The sequence below is a fragment of the Gordonia oleivorans genome (genome assembly GCF_040044975.1).
GTDB classification, from domain to species: Bacteria; Actinomycetota; Actinomycetes; order Mycobacteriales; family Mycobacteriaceae; genus Gordonia; species Gordonia oleivorans.
This window is the reverse complement of record NZ_JBDZDI010000004.1, coordinates 42,264-63,007: the sequence shown is the minus strand read 5'-3', so window position 1 is coordinate 63,007 and position 20,744 is coordinate 42,264. Positions and strand designations below refer to the sequence as shown.

The 20,744-nt window shown below is 66.4% G+C and carries 20 protein-coding genes, 1 tRNA gene and 2 pseudogenes; 10 read left to right on the top strand and 13 right to left on the bottom strand.

Going from position 1 to position 20,744, the window contains the following annotated elements:
- Positions 1-9: 9 nt before the first annotated feature.
- The 5 genes from lspA to ABLE92_RS08440 form a co-directional block, all read right to left on the bottom strand.
- Positions 10-513, bottom strand: a complete 504-nt coding sequence (lspA, locus tag ABLE92_RS08460; RefSeq protein WP_005195328.1) for a signal peptidase II — start codon at positions 511-513, stop codon at positions 10-12.
- The gene (locus ABLE92_RS08455; RefSeq protein WP_005195329.1) at positions 510-2,468 is read right to left on the bottom strand and encodes a heavy metal translocating P-type ATPase; all 1,959 of its coding nucleotides are present in this window, start codon (positions 2,466-2,468) and stop codon (positions 510-512) included. Before ABLE92_RS08455 ends, lspA begins: the two co-directional genes overlap by 4 nt.
- Positions 2,465-2,842, bottom strand: a complete 378-nt coding sequence (locus tag ABLE92_RS08450) for an ArsR/SmtB family transcription factor (RefSeq protein WP_005195330.1) — start codon at positions 2,840-2,842, stop codon at positions 2,465-2,467. The genes ABLE92_RS08455 and ABLE92_RS08450 overlap by 4 nt, the downstream gene beginning before the upstream one ends.
- Positions 2,843-3,193: 351 nt before the next feature.
- On the bottom strand, positions 3,194-3,511 hold the full coding sequence (locus tag ABLE92_RS08445; protein ID WP_005195331.1) for a hypothetical protein: 318 nt from the start codon (positions 3,509-3,511) through the stop codon (positions 3,194-3,196).
- Between the two features lie 5 nt (positions 3,512-3,516).
- Entirely contained in the window at positions 3,517-4,422 is a 906-nt protein-coding gene (locus ABLE92_RS08440; RefSeq protein ID WP_005195334.1) for a GNAT family N-acetyltransferase, read from the bottom strand.
- 95 nt (positions 4,423-4,517) lie between these two features.
- On the opposite strand from ABLE92_RS08440, the gene ABLE92_RS08435 reads away from it, so the two are divergent.
- The 7 genes from ABLE92_RS08435 to ABLE92_RS08405 all read left to right on the top strand — a co-directional run bounded on the left by ABLE92_RS08435 (position 4,518) and on the right by ABLE92_RS08405 (position 10,842).
- Positions 4,518-5,858 (top strand): NAD(P)-binding domain-containing protein, encoded by a 1,341-nt coding sequence (locus ABLE92_RS08435; RefSeq protein ID WP_074852727.1) that lies wholly within the window; start codon positions 4,518-4,520, stop codon positions 5,856-5,858.
- Positions 5,859-5,862: 4 nt separating this feature from the next.
- The gene (locus ABLE92_RS08430) at positions 5,863-7,086 is read left to right on the top strand and encodes an MFS transporter (RefSeq protein ID WP_005195350.1); all 1,224 of its coding nucleotides are present in this window, start codon (positions 5,863-5,865) and stop codon (positions 7,084-7,086) included.
- A gap of 16 nt (positions 7,087-7,102) precedes the next feature.
- Positions 7,103-8,143 carry a flavin-containing monooxygenase gene (locus ABLE92_RS08425; RefSeq protein ID WP_005195353.1) on the top strand — a complete coding sequence of 347 codons (1,041 nt, stop codon included), beginning with the start codon at positions 7,103-7,105 and terminating at the stop codon, positions 8,141-8,143.
- A gap of 77 nt (positions 8,144-8,220) precedes the next feature.
- Positions 8,221-8,448: a hypothetical protein gene (locus tag ABLE92_RS08420; protein ID WP_005195354.1), complete on the top strand. Its 228-nt coding sequence runs from the start codon at positions 8,221-8,223 to the stop codon at positions 8,446-8,448.
- Positions 8,449-8,564: 116 nt separating this feature from the next.
- Complete coding sequence (locus tag ABLE92_RS08415; protein WP_348804320.1) at positions 8,565-8,951, top strand: MMPL family transporter; 387 nt, start codon at positions 8,565-8,567, stop codon at positions 8,949-8,951.
- A 221-nt stretch (positions 8,952-9,172) separates the two neighbouring features.
- Complete coding sequence (locus ABLE92_RS08410) at positions 9,173-10,189, top strand: sensor histidine kinase (protein ID WP_348804319.1); 1,017 nt, start codon at positions 9,173-9,175, stop codon at positions 10,187-10,189.
- Positions 10,186-10,842: a response regulator gene (locus ABLE92_RS08405; protein WP_348804318.1), complete on the top strand. Its 657-nt coding sequence runs from the start codon at positions 10,186-10,188 to the stop codon at positions 10,840-10,842. The genes ABLE92_RS08410 and ABLE92_RS08405 overlap by 4 nt, the downstream gene beginning before the upstream one ends.
- A gap of 688 nt (positions 10,843-11,530) precedes the next feature.
- Here the strand turns inward: ABLE92_RS08405 and ABLE92_RS08400 are convergent.
- Positions 11,531-11,728 carry a hypothetical protein gene (locus ABLE92_RS08400; RefSeq protein ID WP_348804317.1) on the bottom strand — a complete coding sequence of 66 codons (198 nt, stop codon included), beginning with the start codon at positions 11,726-11,728 and terminating at the stop codon, positions 11,531-11,533.
- Here ABLE92_RS08400 and ABLE92_RS08395 point away from each other — a divergent pair.
- Positions 11,716-12,255, top strand: coding sequence for a DUF1269 domain-containing protein (locus ABLE92_RS08395; RefSeq protein ID WP_348804316.1), 540 nt, complete (start codon positions 11,716-11,718; stop codon positions 12,253-12,255). The genes ABLE92_RS08400 and ABLE92_RS08395 overlap by 13 nt on opposite strands.
- 213 nt (positions 12,256-12,468) lie before the next feature.
- On the opposite strand, the gene ABLE92_RS08390 is transcribed toward ABLE92_RS08395, so the two are convergent.
- The 3 genes and pseudogenes from ABLE92_RS08390 to ABLE92_RS08380 all read right to left on the bottom strand — a co-directional run bounded on the left by ABLE92_RS08390 (position 12,469) and on the right by ABLE92_RS08380 (position 15,516).
- Entirely contained in the window at positions 12,469-13,617 is a 1,149-nt protein-coding gene (locus ABLE92_RS08390) for an aminotransferase-like domain-containing protein (RefSeq protein ID WP_348804315.1), read from the bottom strand.
- A 254-nt stretch (positions 13,618-13,871) separates the two neighbouring features.
- Positions 13,872-14,597 (bottom strand): annotated as a pseudogene (locus ABLE92_RS08385) (ABC transporter permease).
- 208 nt (positions 14,598-14,805) lie between these two features.
- On the bottom strand, positions 14,806-15,516 hold the full coding sequence (locus ABLE92_RS08380; protein ID WP_348804314.1) for an alpha/beta fold hydrolase: 711 nt from the start codon (positions 15,514-15,516) through the stop codon (positions 14,806-14,808).
- A gap of 63 nt (positions 15,517-15,579) precedes the next feature.
- Here ABLE92_RS08380 and ABLE92_RS08375 point away from each other — a divergent pair, with 63 nt between their 5' ends.
- Positions 15,580-16,008, top strand: a complete 429-nt coding sequence (locus ABLE92_RS08375) for a MarR family winged helix-turn-helix transcriptional regulator (RefSeq protein ID WP_348804313.1) — start codon at positions 15,580-15,582, stop codon at positions 16,006-16,008.
- 440 nt (positions 16,009-16,448) lie between these two features.
- Here ABLE92_RS08375 and istB read toward each other — a convergent pair whose 3' ends face one another.
- Together istB and istA are read right to left on the bottom strand one after the other, a co-directional pair.
- Positions 16,449-17,216 (bottom strand): IS21-like element helper ATPase IstB, encoded by a 768-nt coding sequence (istB, locus tag ABLE92_RS08365; protein WP_348804312.1) that lies wholly within the window; start codon positions 17,214-17,216, stop codon positions 16,449-16,451.
- Entirely contained in the window at positions 17,213-18,739 is a 1,527-nt protein-coding gene (gene istA / locus ABLE92_RS08360) for an IS21 family transposase (protein WP_348804311.1), read from the bottom strand. The genes istB and istA overlap by 4 nt, the downstream gene beginning before the upstream one ends.
- 218 nt (positions 18,740-18,957) lie before the next feature.
- Here istA and ABLE92_RS08355 point away from each other — a divergent pair.
- Positions 18,958-19,359 (top strand): annotated as a pseudogene (locus ABLE92_RS08355) (SAM-dependent methyltransferase); the annotation flags it as partial.
- 459 nt (positions 19,360-19,818) lie between these two features.
- Here the strand turns inward: ABLE92_RS08355 and ABLE92_RS08350 are convergent.
- Both ABLE92_RS08350 and ABLE92_RS08345 read right to left on the bottom strand, forming a co-directional pair.
- Positions 19,819-19,891 (bottom strand) — tRNA-Ala (locus ABLE92_RS08350).
- A 118-nt stretch (positions 19,892-20,009) separates the two neighbouring features.
- On the bottom strand, positions 20,010-20,654 hold the full coding sequence (locus tag ABLE92_RS08345) for a DsbA family protein (protein ID WP_348804562.1): 645 nt from the start codon (positions 20,652-20,654) through the stop codon (positions 20,010-20,012).
- Positions 20,655-20,744 lie beyond the last annotated feature (90 nt).

The window sequence follows — 20,744 nt, the reverse complement described above, 5'->3', positions numbered from 1 at the left end:
GTATGCGGGTCATGGTGAGTGGTCCTCGTTGGATTCGAGGAGCAATGCGCCGATGACGAGGACGACGCCGCAGGTGATGTAGGTGTCGGCGATATTGAAGGTGGCGAACCATCCGGTGTGGAAGTAGTCGGTGACCTTGCCGTCGAGAAGACGGTCGATGACGTTGGCGGCGGCGCCGGCGACGATCGCGGCGAGCCCGACGGTCTGGATCGGGTGACTGTCCGGTGCGGTACGCCACGCGAACACACTGATCGTGGCGGTGATGGCCGCGGTGGCGGCAAGAACGACGGCGGTGGGGAGTTGGTCGCCGAGACTGAAAGCGACCCCGGTGTTGTAGGTCAGGCGCAGTTGCAGCAGGCCGAGATCGACGGTCCGACCCCAGGAAAGAGTGTCGCGTGCAATCGGATCGACGACCAGCGCGATCGCAGCTAAGGCGACGGCGACCGCGACGAGGGTGCGGCGGCCGCGGCGCCACCTGGCTGAGGTCGAGGTGGTGGGCTCGGCGTAGGTCATGACCGAGTCCCGGCGATCGGTTCGCGCGTGATCGCCGAGGGTGTCGCTGCGGTGAGGGTTCGGGCGCGTCCGGCGCGGACGCCGTTGGCGATGACGACGATCTCGGCGACTTCGTGGACGAGGACGACCGCGGCCAGGCCGAGGACACCGAACAGGGCCAGCGGCATCAAGACGGTGATGATCGCCAGGGACAGGCCGACGTTCTGCAGCATGATCGTCCGAGACCGGCGCGCGTGGTGCAGCGCCTGAGGTAGGTGGCGCAGGTCCTCGCCCATCAGAGCGACGTCGGCAGTCTCGATCGCCACGTCGGTTCCTATTGCGCCCATCGCGATACCGAGGTCTGCGGTGGCGAGGGCGGGGGCGTCATTTACTCCGTCGCCGACCATCGCGGTCGGTCGCGCAGCGCGGAGGGTTCCGACGATGCGGGCCTTGTCCTCGGGGCGCAGGTCGGCGTGCACTTCGTCGATGCCGACGTCGGCGGCCAGGGCGCGGGCGGTGCGGTCGTTGTCGCCGGTGAGCATCGCGACCTGGTAGCCGTCGCGGCGCAGGCCGGCGATCACCTCGTGTGCCTCGGGGCGGAGTTCATCGCGGACGGCGACCGCCCCAATCACGGTTCCGGCGCGCTCGATCAGGACCGCGGTGGCGCCGGCACGCTGCATCCGTTCGATGTCGGCGGTGAGGGGGCCGGGGTCGATCCAGCCGGGTCGACCGAGCCGAACCGGTGCGCCGTCGATGCGGCCGGTCAGGCCCGCGCCGGTCACGGCATCGACATCGTCGGCGGGCACGTAGTGGCCGACGGCGGCGAGAATCGCTCGGGCCAGCGGGTGTTCGCTGCGGGCCTCCAACGCCGCGGCCACCGCGAGGACGTCGCCGCGGGTGGCGCCGTTAGCGGCGGCGACGTCGATCACGACGGGCTGGTTGCGGGTGAGAGTGCCGGTCTTGTCCAGCGCGACGGTGCGGATGCGGCCGAGTGCTTCGAGGGCGGCACCGCCCTTGACCAGGACGCCGAGCTTGGACGCGGCGCCGATCGCGGCGACGACCGTCACGGGGATGGCAATCGCCAGCGCGCACGGTGAGGCGGCGACGAGCACGACGAGGGCGCGTTCGATCCACACCCGCGGATCACCGGCGAGGCTGCCGACTGCGGCGATGACCGCGGCCGCGACCATCACGGCCGGGACAAGCGGCTTGGCTATCTTGTCGGCCAGGCGTTGCGCTTCGCCCTTGCGGGACTGCTCGGCCTCGACGATCCGCACGATCTTGGCCAGCGAGTTGTCTTGCGCGCCAGCGGTGACCTCGACCTCGAGGACTCCGGTGCCGTTGATCGACCCGGCGAACACCTCGTCGCCGGGACCGGCCTCGACGGGCACCGATTCGCCGGTGATCGCGGAGGTGTCCAGGGCGGTGCGTCCGGTGCGGATGACGCCGTCGGTCGCGATCCGCTCCCCGGGCTTGACGATCATGATCTCGCCGAGAGCGAGCTCGGCCGGCGGGACGGTCTCCTCGCGGCCGCCGCGGAGCACCGTGGCGGTGTCCGGGACCAGGGACAACAGGGCCCGCAGGCCGCGGCGGGTGCGGGTGACCGCGTACTCCTCGAGCCCCTCGCTGATCGCGAACAGGAACGCGAGCATGGCGGCCTCGCCGACCTCGCCGAGCAGCACCGCTCCGACGGCGGCAATCGTCATCAGCGTGCCGACGCCGATCTTGCCCTTGGCCAGCCTCTTGAGCGTGGACGGGACGAACGTGTAACCCGCCACGATCAGCGCGGCCGCCTCGAACCCCACAGCGAGCGCATCGGCTCCGCCGGTCACGCGAACGATCAGCGCCGCGACCAGCAGCACGCCGGCCGCGGCGGCGGCGCGGATCTCGGTGATGTGCCAGAGCTTTTCGGGCTCGTGTTCTTCCTCGCCTTCGGGGCGGGGTTCGTCGTGGCCGCAGCCGCACGCGTCGCTCATGACTTCTCCTCGGCATCGGTGCCGTAGTTCGGGCACAACGCGACCGCGTTCCCGGTCGCCGCCAGCAGCGTCTCCGCCGAGGCGAGAAGATCCATCAACTCCGGCCGGGCCAGCGCATAGAACACCTGCCGCCCCTGCGGGCGGCCGGTCACCAGCCCGCAGTCCCGCAGACACGCCACATGCGCCGACACCGTCGACTGCGCCAACCCCAACTCGCCGACCAGATCCGCCACCCGAGCCTCACCCGCAGCGAGGCGGCGCACGATCGCCAACCGGGTCCCGTCCGACAGGCTGTGGAACAACGCCACCGCCGCATCGAGGGTCGAGCCGGTACTCCCGGCTGTCAGGCAACCATCCGCACGATCAATCGTCATACGGCGATGATAACCGATGAACTACGATGTTAGATGGGGGTTGGAGATCAGGTGAGGACATGGAGAACTGGCTGACGAATCTGCAGGCCTGGTGGACCTGTCAGGTAATGATGGCGAACGGAACATGTGAGATGTGCGCGTGCACGCCGATGACGGGCTGCTGCTAGGTCGCATGTTGCTTCGGCCGTGAACCCGCTCGTGTCGCCTTCGGTGCAGTGCTGCGCTGTGGGCGGAACGAGCGGGCATCTTTGCCCTCACTCGCGAGGTCACTGATCGGGTCGGTTTCCGCCAATTCGACATTTCGACGATGCTCGAACGCACGGTCCGCATACGCGGACTGAGTGTCTGACGTCAGTGTCGCCGCAGCTCCGCCTGGCGGAGCGCCTCGACGAGGTCGGGAACTGTCGGTGCTCCGGCGGGGCCGTTGGCGGTGTGGTAGACCCTGCAGGTCAGTCCCACCCCGGTGGTCGGCCCGAACGCGTCGACCCGGTCGATGCGGATGGTGGGCGATCCCGGAAACGCTTCGCGTTCTGCCTCGTCCTGGGTGTCGATCGCCCGGAGCACGATCGGCGTTCCGGCGTTCCCGGTCGCGGCGAGGGCCTCGGCGATCTGGTCCCGGGCGATCTGCCAGTTGGGGCAGCCGTCGAAGTAGAGCAGCTCGATGTCCACGACGGTCAGAACGCCGCGCAGCTGGTGGCGGCCTCGGTCTCGGATCGTCGTTCGAGCAGGACGGTGTCGCGCCACTCGCCGCCGAGTTGGGCGATGCGTTCGCGGACCCCGACGGTGCGGAACCCGGCGGAGTGGTGCAGCGCGATCGCGGCCCGGTTCTCCGGGAAGACCGAGGTCTGTAGCGTCCACAGGCCGGCCTGGTCGGCGGCGATCACCTGCGTTCGGAGCAGGGCCTTGCCGACGCCGCGGCCGCGCCAGCCTTCGGCGACACAGACCGCGCTTTCTGCGACCCCGCGGAAGTGCTCGTGGGGCGACGCGGGGGTTAGGGCGGCCCAGCCGACGACGGTGCCGTCGATCTCGGCGACCCACCGGTGATCCGGGAGCCACTGGGTGTCCAGCGTCTTCCGAGGCGGCACCTCGGTGGCGAAGGTGGTGAGACCGGTGGCGATGGCGTCGCTGTAGATGCGGCGCACGGCGGGCCAGTCCTCGTCGGTCATCGGTCGAACGGTCACGTCGCCGGGGAGATCGTCCGGGCAGCACGGGCGCTGGGTGAGCAGGCCCATGACTGCGTCGGCCGCGCTCGGCAGGCCGGTGCAGCACGCCGGGTTGACCACCACGACGGAGCTGGTGCCGTCCTTGTGGACGGTCACGAAGCCGACGTCGGCGAGCTTGCGGACGTGGTGCGAGATGGTCGGCTGGCCGATGCCCAGCCGTGTGGCCAGCTCCCCGATGCTGACGCCGGCCGGGGTGCTGGCGACCTCGTGGAGAAGCCGGACACGGGTCGGTTCGGCCAGGCAGGCGAACCAACCGGCGTAGGTGGCCGCGTCCTCGGCCGCCAAACCGGCCGACGGATGCCCGGCACCTGCACTCGGCGGGACACGGCACTCGGCGGACTCAGTGGACGTAACCATGAACTCAGTATATCGATCGGCATCGATGGTTGCATTCATCGATGGCCATCGATACTGTGGGCATTGATCGAAGAACATCGATGAAAGGTCGAATGATGAACGACTTGCCCGTCGTCGTGATCGGTGCCGGACCCATCGGTCTGGCCGCCGCCGCCGAACTGCGCGAACGCCAGCTCACCCCGCTGGTCTTCGAGCGGGGCCCCCGCGCAGGAGCTGCCGTGGCCGAGTGGAACCACGTGCGACTGTTCTCCCGCTGGGCCGAGGTCATCGACCCCGCCGCCCGCCGCCTGCTCGACCAGACCGGCTGGAATGCCCCCGACGATGAGGCGTATCTGACCGGGCAGGAGTGGGTCCGCGACTACCTCGTCCCGCTCGCCGCCGCACTCGGTGACGCCGTGCAGTTCGGCACCGAGGTCATCGGCGTCGCCCGCCGCGGCCGCGACCTCGTCGTCGACTCCGGCCGCGACACCGAACCGCTGTCCGTGCACATCCGCCGCGCCGACGGCACCGAGGAACGTGTGCTTGCGCAGGCGGTCATCGACGCCTCCGGCACCTGGGGCACCCCGAACCCGCTCGGCGGCGAAGGACTACCCGCGCTCGGCGAGAAGGCCGCGGCCGACGTCATCTCCTACCGCGTCCCGGACCTCGACGACCGGGAAGTGCGCGCGCAGTACGCGGGCAAGCACACCGCGATCGCCGGCGGCGGCCACTCGGCACTGAACGCCATCGTTGCCCTCGCCGCGCTCGAGAAGGAAGCACCCGGCACCCGGATCACCTGGATCCTGCGCCGCGGCGACGTCGCCTCCACATTCGGTGGCGGCGAATCCGACCAGCTGCCCGCCCGCGGCGCCCTGGGCCTGAAGGCGAAGAAGGCCGTCGACGACGGCCTGCTGAACGTCGTCACCGGGTTCCGCACCGCCGCAGTCGAACCCGCCGATCAGGACCGGGTTGCCCTGACCTCCGACAACGGTCAGCGGGTCGACGGTGTCGACCGTGTCGTGGTGCTCACCGGTTTCCGGCCCGAGCTGTCCTGGCTGTCGGAGATCCGCCTCGGCCTCGATCCGGTCCTGCAGGCCCCGATCGAGCTGGCCCCGCTGATCGACCCGAACGTGCACTCCTGCGGCACCGTCTACCCGCACGGCGCCGAGGAACTCAGCCACCCCGAACCCGGCTTCTACCTGGCCGGAATGAAGAGCTACGGCCGCGCACCGACGTTCCTGGCCATGACCGGGTACGAGCAGGTCCGCAGCATCGCCGCCGCGATCGCCGGTGACCACGAGGCCGCCGCCCGCGTCGAGCTGATCCTCCCCGAAACCGGGGTCTGCGGCGGCGCAGGGGTATTCGACGAGCCCGACGCCGACGCCTCGGAAGGCGGCTGCTGCGGCGCGCCGCAGCCAGAGTTGGTGACCCTGACCGCACCCGGCGGGTCACGATAGCCCGATGACGGACACCAAGGCCCCGCCGCAGACCGACACCCTTCCCGCGGCTGGTCTGCGGCGGGTCTTGGCGATCCTGTGCCTGACGGAGATCACCAGCTGGGGCATCCTCTACTACGCCTTCCCCGTGCTGTCGGTGTCCATCGCGGACGACACCGGCTGGTCCCTACAGACGATCATGGCCGCGTTCTCGATCGGCCAGCTCGCCGCCGCATTCACCGGCATCCCCGTCGGCCGCATCATCGACCGCATCGGCCCGCGCGCCATCATGACCGCCGGCTCCGTACTCGCCGTGCCCGCACTGCTCCTCATCGCGACCGCACACAACCTGCCGACGTTCTACGCCGGCTGGATCCTCGCCGGCATCGCGATGGGCGGCGTTCTCTACCCGCCCGCGTTCGCGGCGCTGACCCGCTGGTACGGCGACAGCTACGTCAAGGCGCTGATGATCCTCACCCTCGCCGCGGGCCTGGCGAGCACCGTCTTCGCCCCGCTCGCCGCGACGCTGGTCGAGCGAACCGACTGGCGCGCCACCTATCTCATCCTCGCGGCGATCCTCGCCGTCATCACCATCCCCGCCCACCTGTGGGGGCTGCGCGGGCGCTGGCCGCACCCACCGGCACCGGCGCACGGAGACGCGGCCGATCACCGCGACGCCTCCCGCAGCCCCGCGTTCCTCGCCCTCGTCGCCGCCTTGAGCCTCGGCGCGTTCGCCGCCTTCGCTGGCGTGTTCAACCTCGTGCCGCTGCTCATCGAACAAGGCTTCTCCCCGTCTCTGGCGGCTTTGACCCTCGGCCTGAGTGGGGCGGGACAGCTCCTCGGCCGCATCGGCTACCTGCCCCTCGCGGCCCGTACCTCGGCTCGCAGCCGTGCCATCGGTGTTCTCGTCGCGACCGCCGTCAGCACCGCACTACTGGGTGTCGTGACCACGGTCGTGACCCTGATCACCGTCGCGATCGGCGCCGGACTGATCCGTGGACTGTTCACCCTCGTCCAAGCCACCGCCATCACCGACCGGTGGGGCGCCGTCCACTACGGCCGCCTCAACGGCCTGATGTCCGCCCCCATCGTCATCGTGATGGCACTCGCCCCGTGGGCCGGCACCGCCCTGTCGAATTGGACCGGCAGCTACGCCCACGCCTACCTCGTCCTCGGTGCCATCGCACTCCTCGCAGCCCTCGTCGCGGCCGCCAGCGTCCCCCGCCGCACCGTCGACGCCACTCCCTGATTCGAAGGACCCCCACATGTCCCACTACGACGCCCTCATCGTGGGCGCCGGCCAGTCCGGCCTGGCCACTGCCCACTCCCTCCGCCAGCGTGGCCTGACCGCCGCGATCCTCGAAGCCTCCGACGACACCGCCGGATCCTGGCCGCACTACTACGACAGCCTCACCCTGTTCTCGCCCGCGAAATACAGCTCCCTACCCGGGCTTTCCTTCCCCGGCGACCCCGACCACTACCCGCACCGCGACGAAGTCGTCGACTACCTGCGCCGCTACGCCAAGGGCCTCGACGTCGACATCCACCTCAACCACCGGGTCGACGCCGTCGACCACGACGGCCACACCTTCACCGCCCACACCGACATCGGAACCGCCTTCACCGCACCCCGGCTCGTCGCCGCCACAGGCGGATTCGGCTCACCCCACCTCCCGGCACTGCCAGGACAAGACACGTTCACCGGAAAACTGCTGCATGCCAGCACCTACCGCACCCCCGCCGACCACACCGGGGAGAACGTCATCGTCGTCGGCGCCGGCAACTCCGCGGTCCAGATCGCCGCGGAACTCGCCGACACCACCACAGTCACCCTCGCCAGCCGCACACCGGTGAAGTTCGCCCCGCAACGCCCCCTCGGCCGCGACATGCACTTCTGGTTCACCATCACCGGCATCGACGCCCTCCCCATCGGGCACCGGATCACCAACCCGCCCACCGTGCCGGTCTTCGACACCGGCCGCTACCGCGCCGCCCTCGCCGCATCCCAACCCGTTGCCCGCGAGATGTTCACCCGACTCGACGGCGACACCGCCGTATGGCCCGACGGCACCTCCAGCGACGTCGACGCGATCGTCCTTGCCACCGGATACACACCCCACCTGCCCTACCTCGCCGGTATCGGTGCTCTCGACCAGGACGGGCGCCCCCGGCAACGGAAAGGCCTGTCCACCACCCACACCGGACTCGGCTACATCGGCCTCGAATGGCAGCGCAGCCTCTCCTCCGCATCTTTACGGGGAGTCGGCCGTGACGCTCGCTACCTCGTCAGGCGGATGGTCAGGTAGACGCTGATGGCGGGGTTGGTGTCGGTGCCCGCAGATACGATCGTGATCACTCAAGTGGTGACCACAAGGGGGACGACATGGCTGGATTCACGATGGATCCGAACTTCGAGAAGAAGCTCGCGAAGCAGGTTGCGGGAAACATGCAGCGGGAGGTCGACGCCGTCTACCGCCAGTGCAAAGGCCAGCCCGTAGCCACGGTCAAGCGAGCGCTGCAACGCAAGCTTGGCACCGCCCTCGTCGAGCCGACTTTGACCAGCATCGCCGAAGCAATCAGCCGCGGTGACAATGTCAAGATCAAGCTCTGACAAGAGCAGTCACGCCTTCGTTGGCGCGTCGGTTCGGGAGACGGTCGTCAGCAGATGATTGCGGCAAACGCATTGCTGGCGAGCTCCTGCCATCCTAGTCCGGTAAAGAGGTCTTCTTGCTCAGTAGCATTTACGAACGCTGGCATCAGTCCGGCGACACCAGGCGTTCGATTCGTGACGGTGTCACGCACACCGCGCCGGTGCTGATCGCCGCCGCGCTGATCATGTTCAGTGTCTTTGCCTCGTTCGCCGCGGGCGGGGTCCGGCTCATCGCTGAGTTCGGCCTCGGCCTGGCACTTGCCGTCCTACTCGACGTATTCGTCGTCCGACTCGCAATGATCCCAGCGCTCATGTTCGTCTCGGGTGGCGCCAACTGGTGGCTGCCCCGATGGCTGGGACGACTGCTGCCGAACCTCTCGATAGAGGCATCAGCGGATGACGATGATGCCGCAGCGCCGTCCGCAGACCACGACCAGCAGCGCGTGTCCGGGCATACTGGATAACCGGATAGGAGGCGTCGTCTGTGACGAGGACACACGGGAGCTTCTCAGGGAGCACGTCGCAGTGGATCGCTGCAGCGTGTGTGGCGTGCCTCCCGATGGTGGTCGTCCTGTTCGCGGGCGATCGCTCGACTCTGCCGCTCCGGGTTGTGCTGGCCTTCATTGCGGGGGTCTGTGTCCTGTGGGCGTGCGGACAACCGTGGTTCGCTCTGCCCGCCGCAGTCGTGACCGAGACCCTCTTGGTTGCGGTGCCCCCACACACACCCTGGATACCGCTGGCCTCGATTGCGGCGATCTACCTCGCCACATCGTCGACACGTTTTCGGGTGGGTGTCGGCTGGCTGGTCGGGGTGGTGGTCGGCATGTGGCTGACCGCGGCATCATTCATCTGGGTGACACCCGACAGTATCGAGCTGACCCACCTGGTGGTGTTCGACTATGTGGTGATCGCGGTGGCCGTCGGCACGATGGTGCGCACGCGTGCCGAACGGATCGACGCGGTGCGCGCACAGGCGGTGGCAACGGCTGCGTCGCGGGAGCGCGAAGCCGATCAGCGGGTACAGGCCGAACGCATGCGCATCGCGCGCGACCTGCACGACGACGTCGCGCATCACATCACTCTGGTGAACGCGCAGGCCGGGGTTGCCCGCTACCTCATGGCGACACCGCACTCGGAGTCGGAGACGAAGGTCGCCGAGACGTTGACGGCGATCGAGGAGGCGAGCAGGCTCGCACTCGATGAATTGCGATCGACGGTCGGCCTCTTGACGTCCGCACCCGACGTGAATCGCTTGCCGGTCGCCCACTTCGACGCCCGCGCCGAGCTGATCGAATCGTTTCGATCGGCGGGAATGACCATCGAGCACACCGAATACGGCATGGGTGAACCCGTCGACGGAGGACCGATGACGGGCAGCGTCGCACGGACCCCGGGATCGGTGGCCGCCTACCGTGTTCTCGCGGAAGCTCTGCAGAACGCTCGGAAGCACGGCACCGCCGCATCGGCGACAGTCCGGATCAGGATGGTGCGCGGGATCATCGACATCGAGGTCATCAATCCCGCGCGTCCGGCGGTTCAGGGTGAGGGCACGCGGCTTGGACTCACCGGGCTCCGCGACACCGTCGTGGCCTCGGGGGGGTCGATCGATGCGGGCTATCGCGACGATCAGTTCGTGATCCACGCCCGGCTTCCGATCATTGCGAGCGATCGGGAAATGAGGAATTCAAGGGTGGTGTCGTGAGCATTAAAATCCTCTTGGCTGACGATCATGCTTTGTTGCGCAACGCGTTTCGCGCCCTCTTTGACGCTCAGAGCGATATGGAGGTGGTAGGCGAGGCGTCGACGGGATGTCAGGCCCTCGACATCGCGCGACGCACCCGAGCAGATGTGGTGCTGATGGATGTGCGGATGCCAGATCTCGATGGGGTGGAGGCTACGAGGCGCATCCGGGCCGATCCAGCCCTCGCCGACACTGCGATCCTGATCCTGACGACGTTCGAGAACGACGATTACGTGACCGAGGCGTTGCGCGCAGGTGCCCTCGGGTTTGTCGGCAAGGGCATCAGCCCTGACGATCTGCTTGCCGCCGTACGAGATACCGCCGCCGGGCAGCCCACCCTGTCGCCAACGGCAACTCGGGCGCTCATCGACTCCTATGTCGCGACGCCTGCCACCGCGGCGTCGACGCCGTCGCCACCGGTTGAACAACTGACGCCCCGTGAAAGGGAGATCGTCGCCCTCATCGCAATCGGCCTGAGCAATACCGACATCGCCGAGAAGCTGTTCATTGCCCCACTGACCGTGAAGACCCACGCACACCATGCGATGCGAAAGCTCGAGGCTCGTGACCGTGCGCACCTCGTTGCTCTCGCGTACATGAACGGACTGGTGTAAGCGACCGGGCCGACCTGAGCCCGCGGGATCGTCCGGCGTCACAGGCGCGCCAACACACCGCACCGGCACGTGAAGCCAGGGCCGTTGGAGAATGCTGGGCGCTCAGGCCATCTGAACGACCAACGAGCCGTGGGAAAACTGGGAGCAGATCGGTCGATGCGTTCCCAGCCGGCGCACTGGTCTGGTGAAGTGTCCTCCCGTGCAACGATTCCGGCGGAATGGAGATCCGGCAGGCTTGCCGTCCTCGAGCCGGACTCGACCGGCGGCCAGGCCTGCGAGCGGATCGTCGAGAAGCGGGAGTAGTACCTTCTCGACGCCGTCATCGGATCGGATGTACCCGCACCAGCTCGAACATCGCAAAGCCGTGGACGGCTGCGAACCACTGGTTCGCTATTCGCCAGCCGGACCCGGGAGCGAGGTCGCCAGCCGAATCCTCTTGTGCGCCTTAGCTCACGCTTGATATCGGCAGGAAACTTGTAGCGTACGTCGGGCATAGGGGCCTCGTCCTCCTGGTGACGATGACCAACTCTTCAAATTCTATGGATTGGTACGGACATGGCCCGGCTCAGACAACACCGCCGCCCCTCGATGGCCTCGCAGGACGGCGGTGTTGGTACAGGTAACGGACGGTAGGTGGACAACCCGAGTTCGAAACATCACCCGCTCACGGGCTGTGTGCCCGTGCTGGTCACGATACCGCCCGGTAGCCGGATTGCAGCTCGGCGACATACCGATCTCCCGCCGGTCCGGGCGGGCTGCGGAGCGCGCGGATCACGTCGCCCTCGCCGATCTCGCCGCGTGCGTTGAGCACCTGTGCCAGCTCGACGACGGCGGGCCAGCACCTATCGAGCAGCGACGCGGCGTCGGTCGGCGATGGATTGCCCACCGAGGTGCAACTCCGCGTCGGCTGGGGTGACTGCCGCAGCAATCCTCCGGCGTGATGAGAACGGACGGCTGAATGTCACCGAGGGCGGCGACGTCAAGTCGGGCGACGCCACCGTCGGCGGCTCACTGCTCGGCATGCTGATCGGCGTGCTCGGCGGACCGCTCGGTGTGCTCTTGGGATTCGGTCTCGGTGCAGCCGGAGGCGCGCTGGTCGACGCGAGCCGCGCCGACGACTGCGACGTCGCGATCACCGAGTTCGGCAAGACCATTCGACCAGGCGGCAATGCCATTCTGGCAGAGACGGATGAGGCGGACACCGCAGCGTTCGACGCCCTCGTCGCCAAGTACGGTGGCGCGATCGTCCGTCGCCCACTTGACGAGGTGCTCGCTGAGATCGAGGCGCAGCAGGACGCCGCTGAAGCTGCTTCCGACGCTGTTCGCAAGAAGATCCACGAGGAGAAGAAGGCCGAGAAGAAGGAGAAGCGCGACGAGCGCATTGCCAAGGTCACGGCCAAGTTCGCGAGCTGAGCGATTCCCACTCTGATGAGGCTCCTTCACTCGAAGTGAAGGAGCCTCATCGTTGGGTGTGGGGGAGCGAGGTGCGGCCGACGATTGAGCTGTGCCTCGATGTCGAGCTACTCATCGGGGAAATGGCTCCGACCGCCGAGATGCGTTGCGCACCTGGATGTTCGGCGTTCCCACCGATCCGTGACATGCCCGGTGGTGTCGACGGGCGGCACGTCAGTGTGTCCGGTCGAGCGCGATCGCGAGTCGACGGATCGCGTCACCGAGCAGGTCGGGTGGCAACGTCGCGAAGCTCAGTCGCAGGTGGTCGCTGAAGTCGGCGTCGACCGCGAATGCGGCGCCCGGCACAAATGCGACACCTTCGATGAGTGCGGCGTCGAGCAGTGCCGAGCTGTCGATGCCGGGAAGTCTTGCCCAGCAGAACATTCCGCCCGAGGGCACCGTCAGCTCGACGCCGTCGCCGAGGTGTCGGTGTAGCGACTTCACCAATTCTGCTGCGCGGGCGCCGTACTCAACGCACAGCGTGCGGATATGCTCGTCGAGCCACTGGGTGTCGGAGAGCAGTTGAGCCACCACGAGCTGGCTGAAGGTGGAACCGCAGAGGTCCGCGCTCTGTTTCAGGCGCTCGACGACATCGATGACACCGGTGGGTCCCTGTAACCAGCCGACGCGCAACGCCGGAGCAAGAATCTTCGACGCAGAGCCGAGTCGAATGGCCCGGTCGCCGGGTATCGGGTCGGGTGCGATCCGGCGACGGCCGTCGTCGGCGCTGAAGCGCAGGCATCCGTACGGGTCGTCGTCGATGATCCAGAAGCCGTACTGTTGTGCAAGGTCGGCGAGTGCTTGTCGAGTGTCGGGATCGGCGGTGACGCCGCTGGGATTGTGAAAGTTGCTGACAGTGTGCACGATCCGCGGTCGGAGACCCGACTCGAGTAGCTCAGCAAGGTGTGCGGTGTTGGTACCGGTCGCGGTGATGGGGAGCGCGACAATGCGTGCTCGTGCGGCTTGGAATGCCTGACGCGCGCCGACATAGACCGGGTCGTCGACGATCACGACGTCACCGGGATCAACAAACGCATGCGCCAGCATCGACAGCGCTTGCTGAGAGCCGTGGGTGATCAACACTTCGTCGGGTGAGCCGCCGATGAAGGCAGCGACGGCGCGGAGACACGTTGCCGCGCCGCGACTGGCCGTGTATTGCAGCGCCGCGTCGTCGGTCATCACGAGTTGGGTTGCTGCGGCGATCGCGGATGTCGGAATGAACTCCGTTGCGGGCAGTCCGCCGGCGAGGCTGAGGACTCCCGGTTGTTCGGTGACCTTCAGCAGGTCACGAATTGCTGATCCGCCAATGGCGTTGAAAGCCATGGAGCTTGGCGGAAGAGGTTGGGACGCGAGCATGGAACACCACCACCGGGAGACATACGAGAAGGGCGAGGGGTGATGCGGGTGGTCACCGTGTCGGCACGACATCAGATTCTGCGTACCGTGTGTGAAGACTATCATCCCTATTTCATACAATGGAAACCTGGTACCAATATATGGGATCAGGGGGAACTACGCGGACCCGGAGGGATGCGGGTCCGCGTAGTTCGTGCGTTCAGAGTGCCGTCACCTCACGGCTACTTGACCTCTGTCCGCATAGTCGGATCACACCCGGCGTCAATGGGATTGCGATCCAGACGAGTGTCGAGACCATCAGCCGCCCCCACTCCCCGCCGGTGGCCCAGTCTCCGGACTGGAAGGGCGTCTGCGTCGACGCCATGTCGATCCATCCGCTCAGGTTGTCCTTGAATCACGGCACCAACTCGGTGAGCATGGACAAGACGGTTGGCAAGGCGAAGTAGGCGACGGCGCCGGGGGTATTGAGGATGAGTGCGGCAAAGGCGAATCCGACGAGCAGCCCGAACATCTGGATGGTGAAAGAGTTGACCACTCCGGCAGCGGTCAAGCTCCATTCGCAGGCGGGCGAACCGTAGATGACCCGCGCGAGCACTGTGGCGATCGCCCCGACGATCAGCGAGAACACCACGGCGCTGACTCCTGCGATGAGTGCGGCGCCGAGTTTGGCGAGGATGACTCGTTCGCGTCGAAGCTCCATCGTGAAGGTGGTCAACGCGTGTCGTTGACTTCACTCGCTCGTGACAAGCAGGATCGCGAGTACAGGCAAGATGATGGCGGTCGGGATATTGGTTTTGCCGAAGAACTCGCCGAAGTTCAACACCTCCGGTTTTGTGCTGTTCGCGATGAGCATCGTGACCACGACGGCCACGGTGATCACTCCCCGTCGACACGATCAGCCAGAAGCCGGCGCGCGTGTCGACGAGCTTGCGCAGTTCGACGCGCACGGTCGTCGATCAGCTGCGTTGCATCGCATCGTTCGACGCGAGGTATTGGGCGATCGTCGGCAGCGACATGCCGATATCGCGGAGCTGCCGAATTTGTATCGCCCGCGGAATCTGGGAGGCGCGTAGTACCGATAGCCGGTCGCCAGCTCATTGTCGGGTCTCAACCAACATGAAGGTCAACAGTTGCGCGGTGCGGGCGCCGGACAGGTTAGCCAAGCACCGGGGTCAGCGCACCCAACAAGGTCTCGGGGGTCTCGATCTGTGGGACGTGTCCGGCGCCCTCGAGCACGATGAACTGTGCACGAGGGATCGCGTCGGCGTACGCGCGGCCGTAATCGACGTCAGCGATACCGTCGCTCTCACCCCAGATCACAGTCGTGGGCACATCGATCGAGGCCAGCCGCTCCAGCAGACCGGGCTCGGTCATCGGATCGCCGTAAACGCGCAGTGCCTCGCGATTGCCCTCGGTGATCGCCCGTACGGACGGTGGCAGTGTCGCGACGTCGGGGACGACAGATCTCGCGGGATCGTGGAAGCTGCGCTCGGCGATCTGACGCGGGGTCAGTACGAAGAAGTCGACGACGCGATGACCGGGGACATCGATGCCGACCGCGTCGACGAGTGCGAGGCGACCGAGCCGTGACGGCCGGCCTACGGCGATCTCGGCGGCTGTCCAGCCGCCGATCGAATTGCCGATCACGGTGACGTCGTCGATGTCGAGCGCGTCCAGCAATGCGATGTAGGCCTCGGCCAGCCCCCCGATGGTGGCCAGGGCCTCGGGGCGGGAGGTACCTCCGAAGCCGGGGTGAACCGGCGTGATCACGCGACTGCCAGTCCGGTCTGCGAGCAGGTTTGCGAAGCCGGCGACAGAGTCCGGGCCGGCGCCACCGTGCAGCAGCAGCACGGCCGGGGCCATCATATAAACAACCTTAGATAAGGATATTTATATAAGCAAGTTGTTCCGATGTCCTACCATCAGGACATGGCGATGACCATCCAGCAGCTCGGCCAGGCCGTGAAACGTCTACAGGTCAAACACCACCGGGCCGGCAACGATGCGTTGAGGGCGCTGGACATCTCGATCGTGCAGTGGGATGCCTTGCGCCACTTACATGCTCACCCCGGAGCCTCGTTGCATGACCTCGCGGTGTTGACCTTTCAGACCGACCAGGCATTCGGCACCCTCGCCACCCGGATGGAGAGGCGCGGACTGATACGTCGCGTGAGCGGACCAGGACGTGCCATCCGGCCTGAGTTGACTCCCGAAGGCGAGAAGGTGCTCAAGGCCGCAAACGTGGCGATCGACCGCGTCATGCAGGAGTCCTTCGGACGCCTCTCGGTGCAGGAGCGTTCAGTGTTCGGCGAGCTGCTCACGCGGCTGGTCGAGGACGCACCGGGTGAGGGTGTCTGAGTCATTCGCCCGGCGACGCGCCCGACCGTCCGGTGTGTGCCCGACGCCACGGTGATCCTCGACGGCCGGCCCATGTCGCTCGCGCCACATCGAAGATGCGACCCCACCACTCTGGCACGCTGTCAGGGAGTATGTTCCTCATGCCTGACACGTTCGACTCACTAATCGAGGCCGGAGCTTCTGCTGACGTGTCCGGCTGGGACTTCTCCTGGGTGGATGGACGAGCAACCGAGGAACGCCCCGCCTGGGGTTATGCCCGCCAGCTCGCCGAGCGGGTTGGCAGGGCATCAGCGTCGTTGGATGTCCAGACCGGCGGCGGCGAAGTGTCAAGGGACAGCGGGAAGTGCCCACAGGCGGTCGTGGAAACTGCCCGTAGGCGGTCACGAGGGGGTGCCCGGTGGCGGACATGAATCTGCCCGCTGGTCCGCCACCGGGGGATGTCAGTTCAGCGCGGTGACCCCCTTTCCGGCCAGGGCTTGGGCCAGGCGCACGGAGTCGCCGCTGGTCTGGCAGAGGTGGGCGTGGTGCAGCAGCCGGTCCACGGTCGCGGTCGCGAGCGTTTTGGGCATCAGCTCGTCGAAACCGGATGGGTGCAGGTTGGAGGACACAGCGACGGATTTGCGTTCGTAGGCGGCTTCTACGACCCGGTAGAGCCCTTCTGCGGCGTCAGCTCCCACCGGCAGCAGGCCAACATCATCGATGACGACGAGTTCGGCGCGCACGATCTTGGCGATGGCCTTGCCAAGGGTGTCATCGGCGCGGTGGGCGCGGACCAGGGTGCCGAGTTGTTCGAGACTGAACCATGCTACGGGCATGCCGGCCTCGATCACTTTCTGCCCGAGCGCTTCGAGGAAGAACGTCTTGCCGGTGCCTGCGGGCCCGCACACCACGAGATTCTCGCGTCGCTGCACCCATTCGAGGGTTTGCAGGGCGTGCTGGGTGGGCACCGGGATCGAGGACGCGGTCTCGTCCCACACGTCAAAGGTCTTGCCGGTCGGGAAGTTCGCCGATTTGCGGCGTGAGGCCAACATCGATCGGGCGCGGCCTGCGGATTCTTCGGCGAGCAATGCTGTGACGACTTCGGCGGGGTCCCAGCGTTGTGCCCGTGCGGTGGCCAGCACGTCACCGGCGATCGCGCGGGCATGCGGCAGCCGCAGTTGCCGCATCAACGTTTCGACTTCTGCAGGCAACATCGTTGTTGTGGTCATCGTGTTTCCTCCTCGTCGAGATCAGTGCCGTCGATAGTGTTGTTGCCCAACATGTTCCAGCCCTTTGTTCCTTGGGCCAGGGAGGTGTTCTCCGAGGCCTGGTGCCGCGTCGGGTCGAGGTCTTTGGCGGCCAGGATCGAGTCGAGATCACCGGTGGCGAATCGGCCGTGCACCGCGGCATGACCCAACGCCCAGTCCACATCCGAAGTGGTATGCAAGGCGGCCAGCGACACGGCATGGCGCATCTTCTCCCGCATGCGTTCGGTGCCGACGGCGGCGGCTTCTTTCAACCACAATCCGGCGCCCTCGCCGATCGCCAGGAACGCGTGGTCGTCGGCGTTGCGTGCCCGAATCCGATAGTCACCCGGGATTTTCGGTTCATGGTCGGGGAAATGGGCGTCATCGATCGCCGGGGTACCGCGGCTGGTACGGCGGTGCCGGGCCACCTCGGCCGGTCCGCCGTCATCGAGCGCGCACACGATCACCTCATCGGTGGCTGGGTGATGACGCACCCACACCGATTGACCCAACAGCATTGCCGGAACAGAGTATTGACAGTGGTCGAACGAAATCATCGGCGTGTTGCGGGGGACCTGGCGAGTCACCCCCAACCCGGTGGTGTGCGGCAGATCGGGGATCGGATGCAGTCGGGTGCGTTCGGCGGCGAGCATCTCGATCGGACGTCGTCCGGTGGTGCGGTGCTCCCGGTCGTTGATCTCACCCATGAACTGCTCACACGCGGCCACGACATCGCCGAAGGTCTCGTAGGCGTCGAGCAGATTGGTGTCGGTCGGCACGATATCGGACTTGGCCAGTTTCACCGCGTTCTCCACCCCGCCCTTGGTGGCCGGGTCGGCCGGCTCGCAGGTGAGCACTGTGACGCCGTAGTAGCGGACAAAACTGACCGCCTGCCGGTTGCGGATCGGTACCCCGGCGATATGGCCAGTGGTGACCGTTTTCTCGTTGTCGGTCAACACATACGACGGGGCGCCACCGAGAATGCGGAACACCCGATCCAGACCGGCGAACACGCTCGGCGCGGTCCGGTCGTGCAGCGCGATCACCACCCGGTAGCGGCACCACGCCAGCCACGCCACCAGTAACACCACCTTGCGGCCATCAACAACCGGCCCGTCGCCGAAGTCGTACTGCACCCACAGGCCGGGTTCGGTCACCCACGGCCGGTGCACTCGCGTATTACCCACGCGCCATTGCGCTTTCATTTCCGCGACCGCACGCCGTGTGGTACGTTCATTCCCTGTATAGCCAAGGGCCACAAGCTTTTCGTGTGCCTTGTCGGCGCGGATCTTTCCTTTCGTATCCACCACCCACCCCTCGATATGAGGCAGGTAGTCGTCGATCAATCGGGCGCGACGCACCGCCGGCGCCAGCCCGGCCGCACGGTCGTCAACCGCCCGTTTCACCGTGTGATGGCTGCAACCGCACAACTCGGCCGCAGCCCGATACGACCCCGTCAGGTCGTAGGCATTGAGTATGTCCATGAGTTCTCCGTCAGACTTCAAGAAGGGTCTCTCCCGTGAGTGAGTTCGATACGACTAGGCATCGCTATCGAAGCCACGGGAGAGACCCGCACAGCGCAGACGCGCCGCCGGATGAGACAGGTGTGGGCAAAATCGTGTCCGCCAACGGGCACTTTCCTGACCGCCGATGGGCAGTCCTTATTGGCCGTCAGCGGGCACTTTCGTGACCGCCCATGGGCAGTTTTTCATGTCCGCTGACACATCCCGCGACGATCTGGTGGGAGGAAATTGCCCGCGTGCTCCGGCCCGGCGGCACCTACTTCGCCCAGCACGTCGGACCGGCGAGCGTGTTCGAGCTGATCGAGTTCTTCCTCGGCCCGCAACCCCAAGCCAGGCGAGGACGCCACCCTGACGACGAGGCAGCCGCGGCAGAGGCCGCCGGGTTGGAGATCGTCAATCTGCAAACAGCGAAGCTGCGGATCGTGATCCACGATGTTGCGGCCGTGGTGTACCTGCTGCGGAAGGTGGTCTGGTGGGTGCCAGGGTTCACGGTGGAGAAGTACCGGGATCGGCTCCGTGACCTCGACGAACTCATCCGGCAGGACGGACCGTTCATCGCCCACTCCACTCGTCACCTGATCGAGGCCAAGCGTTCGTCGTAGTTGTGCATTGCGCGAATGTCGGAGGCGCGGAAGCGGAGATTTGCGCCGGTTAACACGAGCTGCACGGCCTTCAGGGTGCGTCTGACCTGGATGGTCTGTCGCTTACTCCACGCGTACTCGCGGGCCCTGGGATAGAAGAAGTGGTCGGTGCGGCTGGTGATATGGCGCAGCCAGGGTCCATTTCATCGCGTGGTCATCCCTTCGAATCGGGCTTCCGGCTGTTGGTCGCAATCGTCTCAGTGATGGTTCAGAGTTCCAGAATTGAAGTGACGGAATGGATTCTGCGTCTGGAGCACCTAGCCCGCTGAGCGATAGAGCTACCGCGGGAGCGTCTGGCCCCCGCCGCGGTCACGATCTCGAATGCGAAAAGACAGGGCCAGGACAGACCGGCCGCGGCCGAGTCCGCTCAGGACAGAGAAAAACCCGCTCCGACCGAAGTCAGAGCGGGTTTCTCGATTGTGGAGCTAAGGGGACTCGAACCCCTGACCCCCACACTGCCAGTGTGGTGCGCTACCAGCTGCGCCATAGCCCCGTATTGTGTTGATCTCGCCCCTCGAAATGGGCACTGAGGAAGTTACACCATTGTGTCGGCGGGCAACAAATCGCCTGGTCAGTGAGTTGGTTGGCGACGCCGCGTATTCACCGGAACGTCACTGGGTCTCCTTGGTCAGGATCGTTGCCAACCACTGCGGGCCCTCTGTGATGTCGGGCACCGATTCTCCGTTGAGCAACACCGTCGGAGTGGCGACGGCACCGTCGAGTGCCTTCTGCAACTGCGTCGTCGACTGTTTTGCGGCCGCCTTGGCCTCGACGAGCTTCGCGTTGGCGGAGATGCATTGCTGGGTGGCCGGCGACGCCCCCTGGGTGGCGGCGATCCGGGCGAGATCGGCGTTGGAATGATCGGTGTCGCCGCCCTCTTTGGGCTGGTCGACGAACAGCGCCGTGTGGAATCGGAAGAACAGGGCGGGGTCTTTGGCATCGCCGATACATTGCAGTGCTCCGGCGGCTCGTTCGGAGTAGTCGCCCGACGCCGACTTCGAGTTGAGGAAGGTCAACATGTGGTACCGAACGCGCAGTGTGCCGGCGTTCACGGCGTCGACGATCGCCTGCCCGGACTCCTTCTCGAACTCCTGGCAGACCGGGCACAGGAAATCCTCGAAGACATCGATGGTGGTGGTTGCTGCCGGTTCGCCGACGATCAGTGCGGCGTTCTCGTTGAGAACGGTGTCGCTGACCGGCCCCAGATCCTTCTTGTTCGCGTTGAAGATGATGCCCATCACCACGAGCGCGGCCACCACGACCACGGCGACGCCGAGGAGGACGTAGGTGGCCTTACTCGACGTCGCTTTCGGCTGATGCCGCGTCGATGTATCGGTTTTCCGACG

Excerpts from the sequence above, each read along its gene's own strand:
- lspA (WP_005195328.1), bottom strand. The coding sequence starts at position 513 with ATGACCTACGCCGAGCCCACCACCTCGACCTCAGCCAGGTGGCGCCGC.
- ABLE92_RS08455 (WP_005195329.1), bottom strand. The coding sequence starts at position 2,468 with ATGAGCGACGCGTGCGGCTGCGGCCACGACGAACCCCGCCCCGAAGGC.
- ABLE92_RS08450 (WP_005195330.1), bottom strand. The coding sequence starts at position 2,842 with ATGACGATTGATCGTGCGGATGGTTGCCTGACAGCCGGGAGTACCGGC.
- ABLE92_RS08440 (WP_005195334.1), bottom strand. The coding sequence starts at position 4,422 with ATGGTTACGTCCACTGAGTCCGCCGAGTGCCGTGTCCCGCCGAGTGCA.
- ABLE92_RS08435 (WP_074852727.1), top strand. The coding sequence starts at position 4,518 with ATGAACGACTTGCCCGTCGTCGTGATCGGTGCCGGACCCATCGGTCTG.
- ABLE92_RS08430 (WP_005195350.1), top strand. The coding sequence starts at position 5,863 with ATGACGGACACCAAGGCCCCGCCGCAGACCGACACCCTTCCCGCGGCT.
- ABLE92_RS08425 (WP_005195353.1), top strand. The coding sequence starts at position 7,103 with ATGTCCCACTACGACGCCCTCATCGTGGGCGCCGGCCAGTCCGGCCTG.
- ABLE92_RS08420 (WP_005195354.1), top strand. The coding sequence starts at position 8,221 with ATGGCTGGATTCACGATGGATCCGAACTTCGAGAAGAAGCTCGCGAAG.
- ABLE92_RS08395 (WP_348804316.1), top strand. The coding sequence starts at position 11,716 with ATGGATTGCCCACCGAGGTGCAACTCCGCGTCGGCTGGGGTGACTGCC.
- ABLE92_RS08390 (WP_348804315.1), bottom strand. The coding sequence starts at position 13,617 with ATGGCTTTCAACGCCATTGGCGGATCAGCAATTCGTGACCTGCTGAAG.
- ABLE92_RS08380 (WP_348804314.1), bottom strand. The coding sequence starts at position 15,516 with ATGATGGCCCCGGCCGTGCTGCTGCTGCACGGTGGCGCCGGCCCGGAC.
- ABLE92_RS08375 (WP_348804313.1), top strand. The coding sequence starts at position 15,580 with ATGGCGATGACCATCCAGCAGCTCGGCCAGGCCGTGAAACGTCTACAG.
- istB (WP_348804312.1), bottom strand. The coding sequence starts at position 17,216 with ATGACCACAACAACGATGTTGCCTGCAGAAGTCGAAACGTTGATGCGG.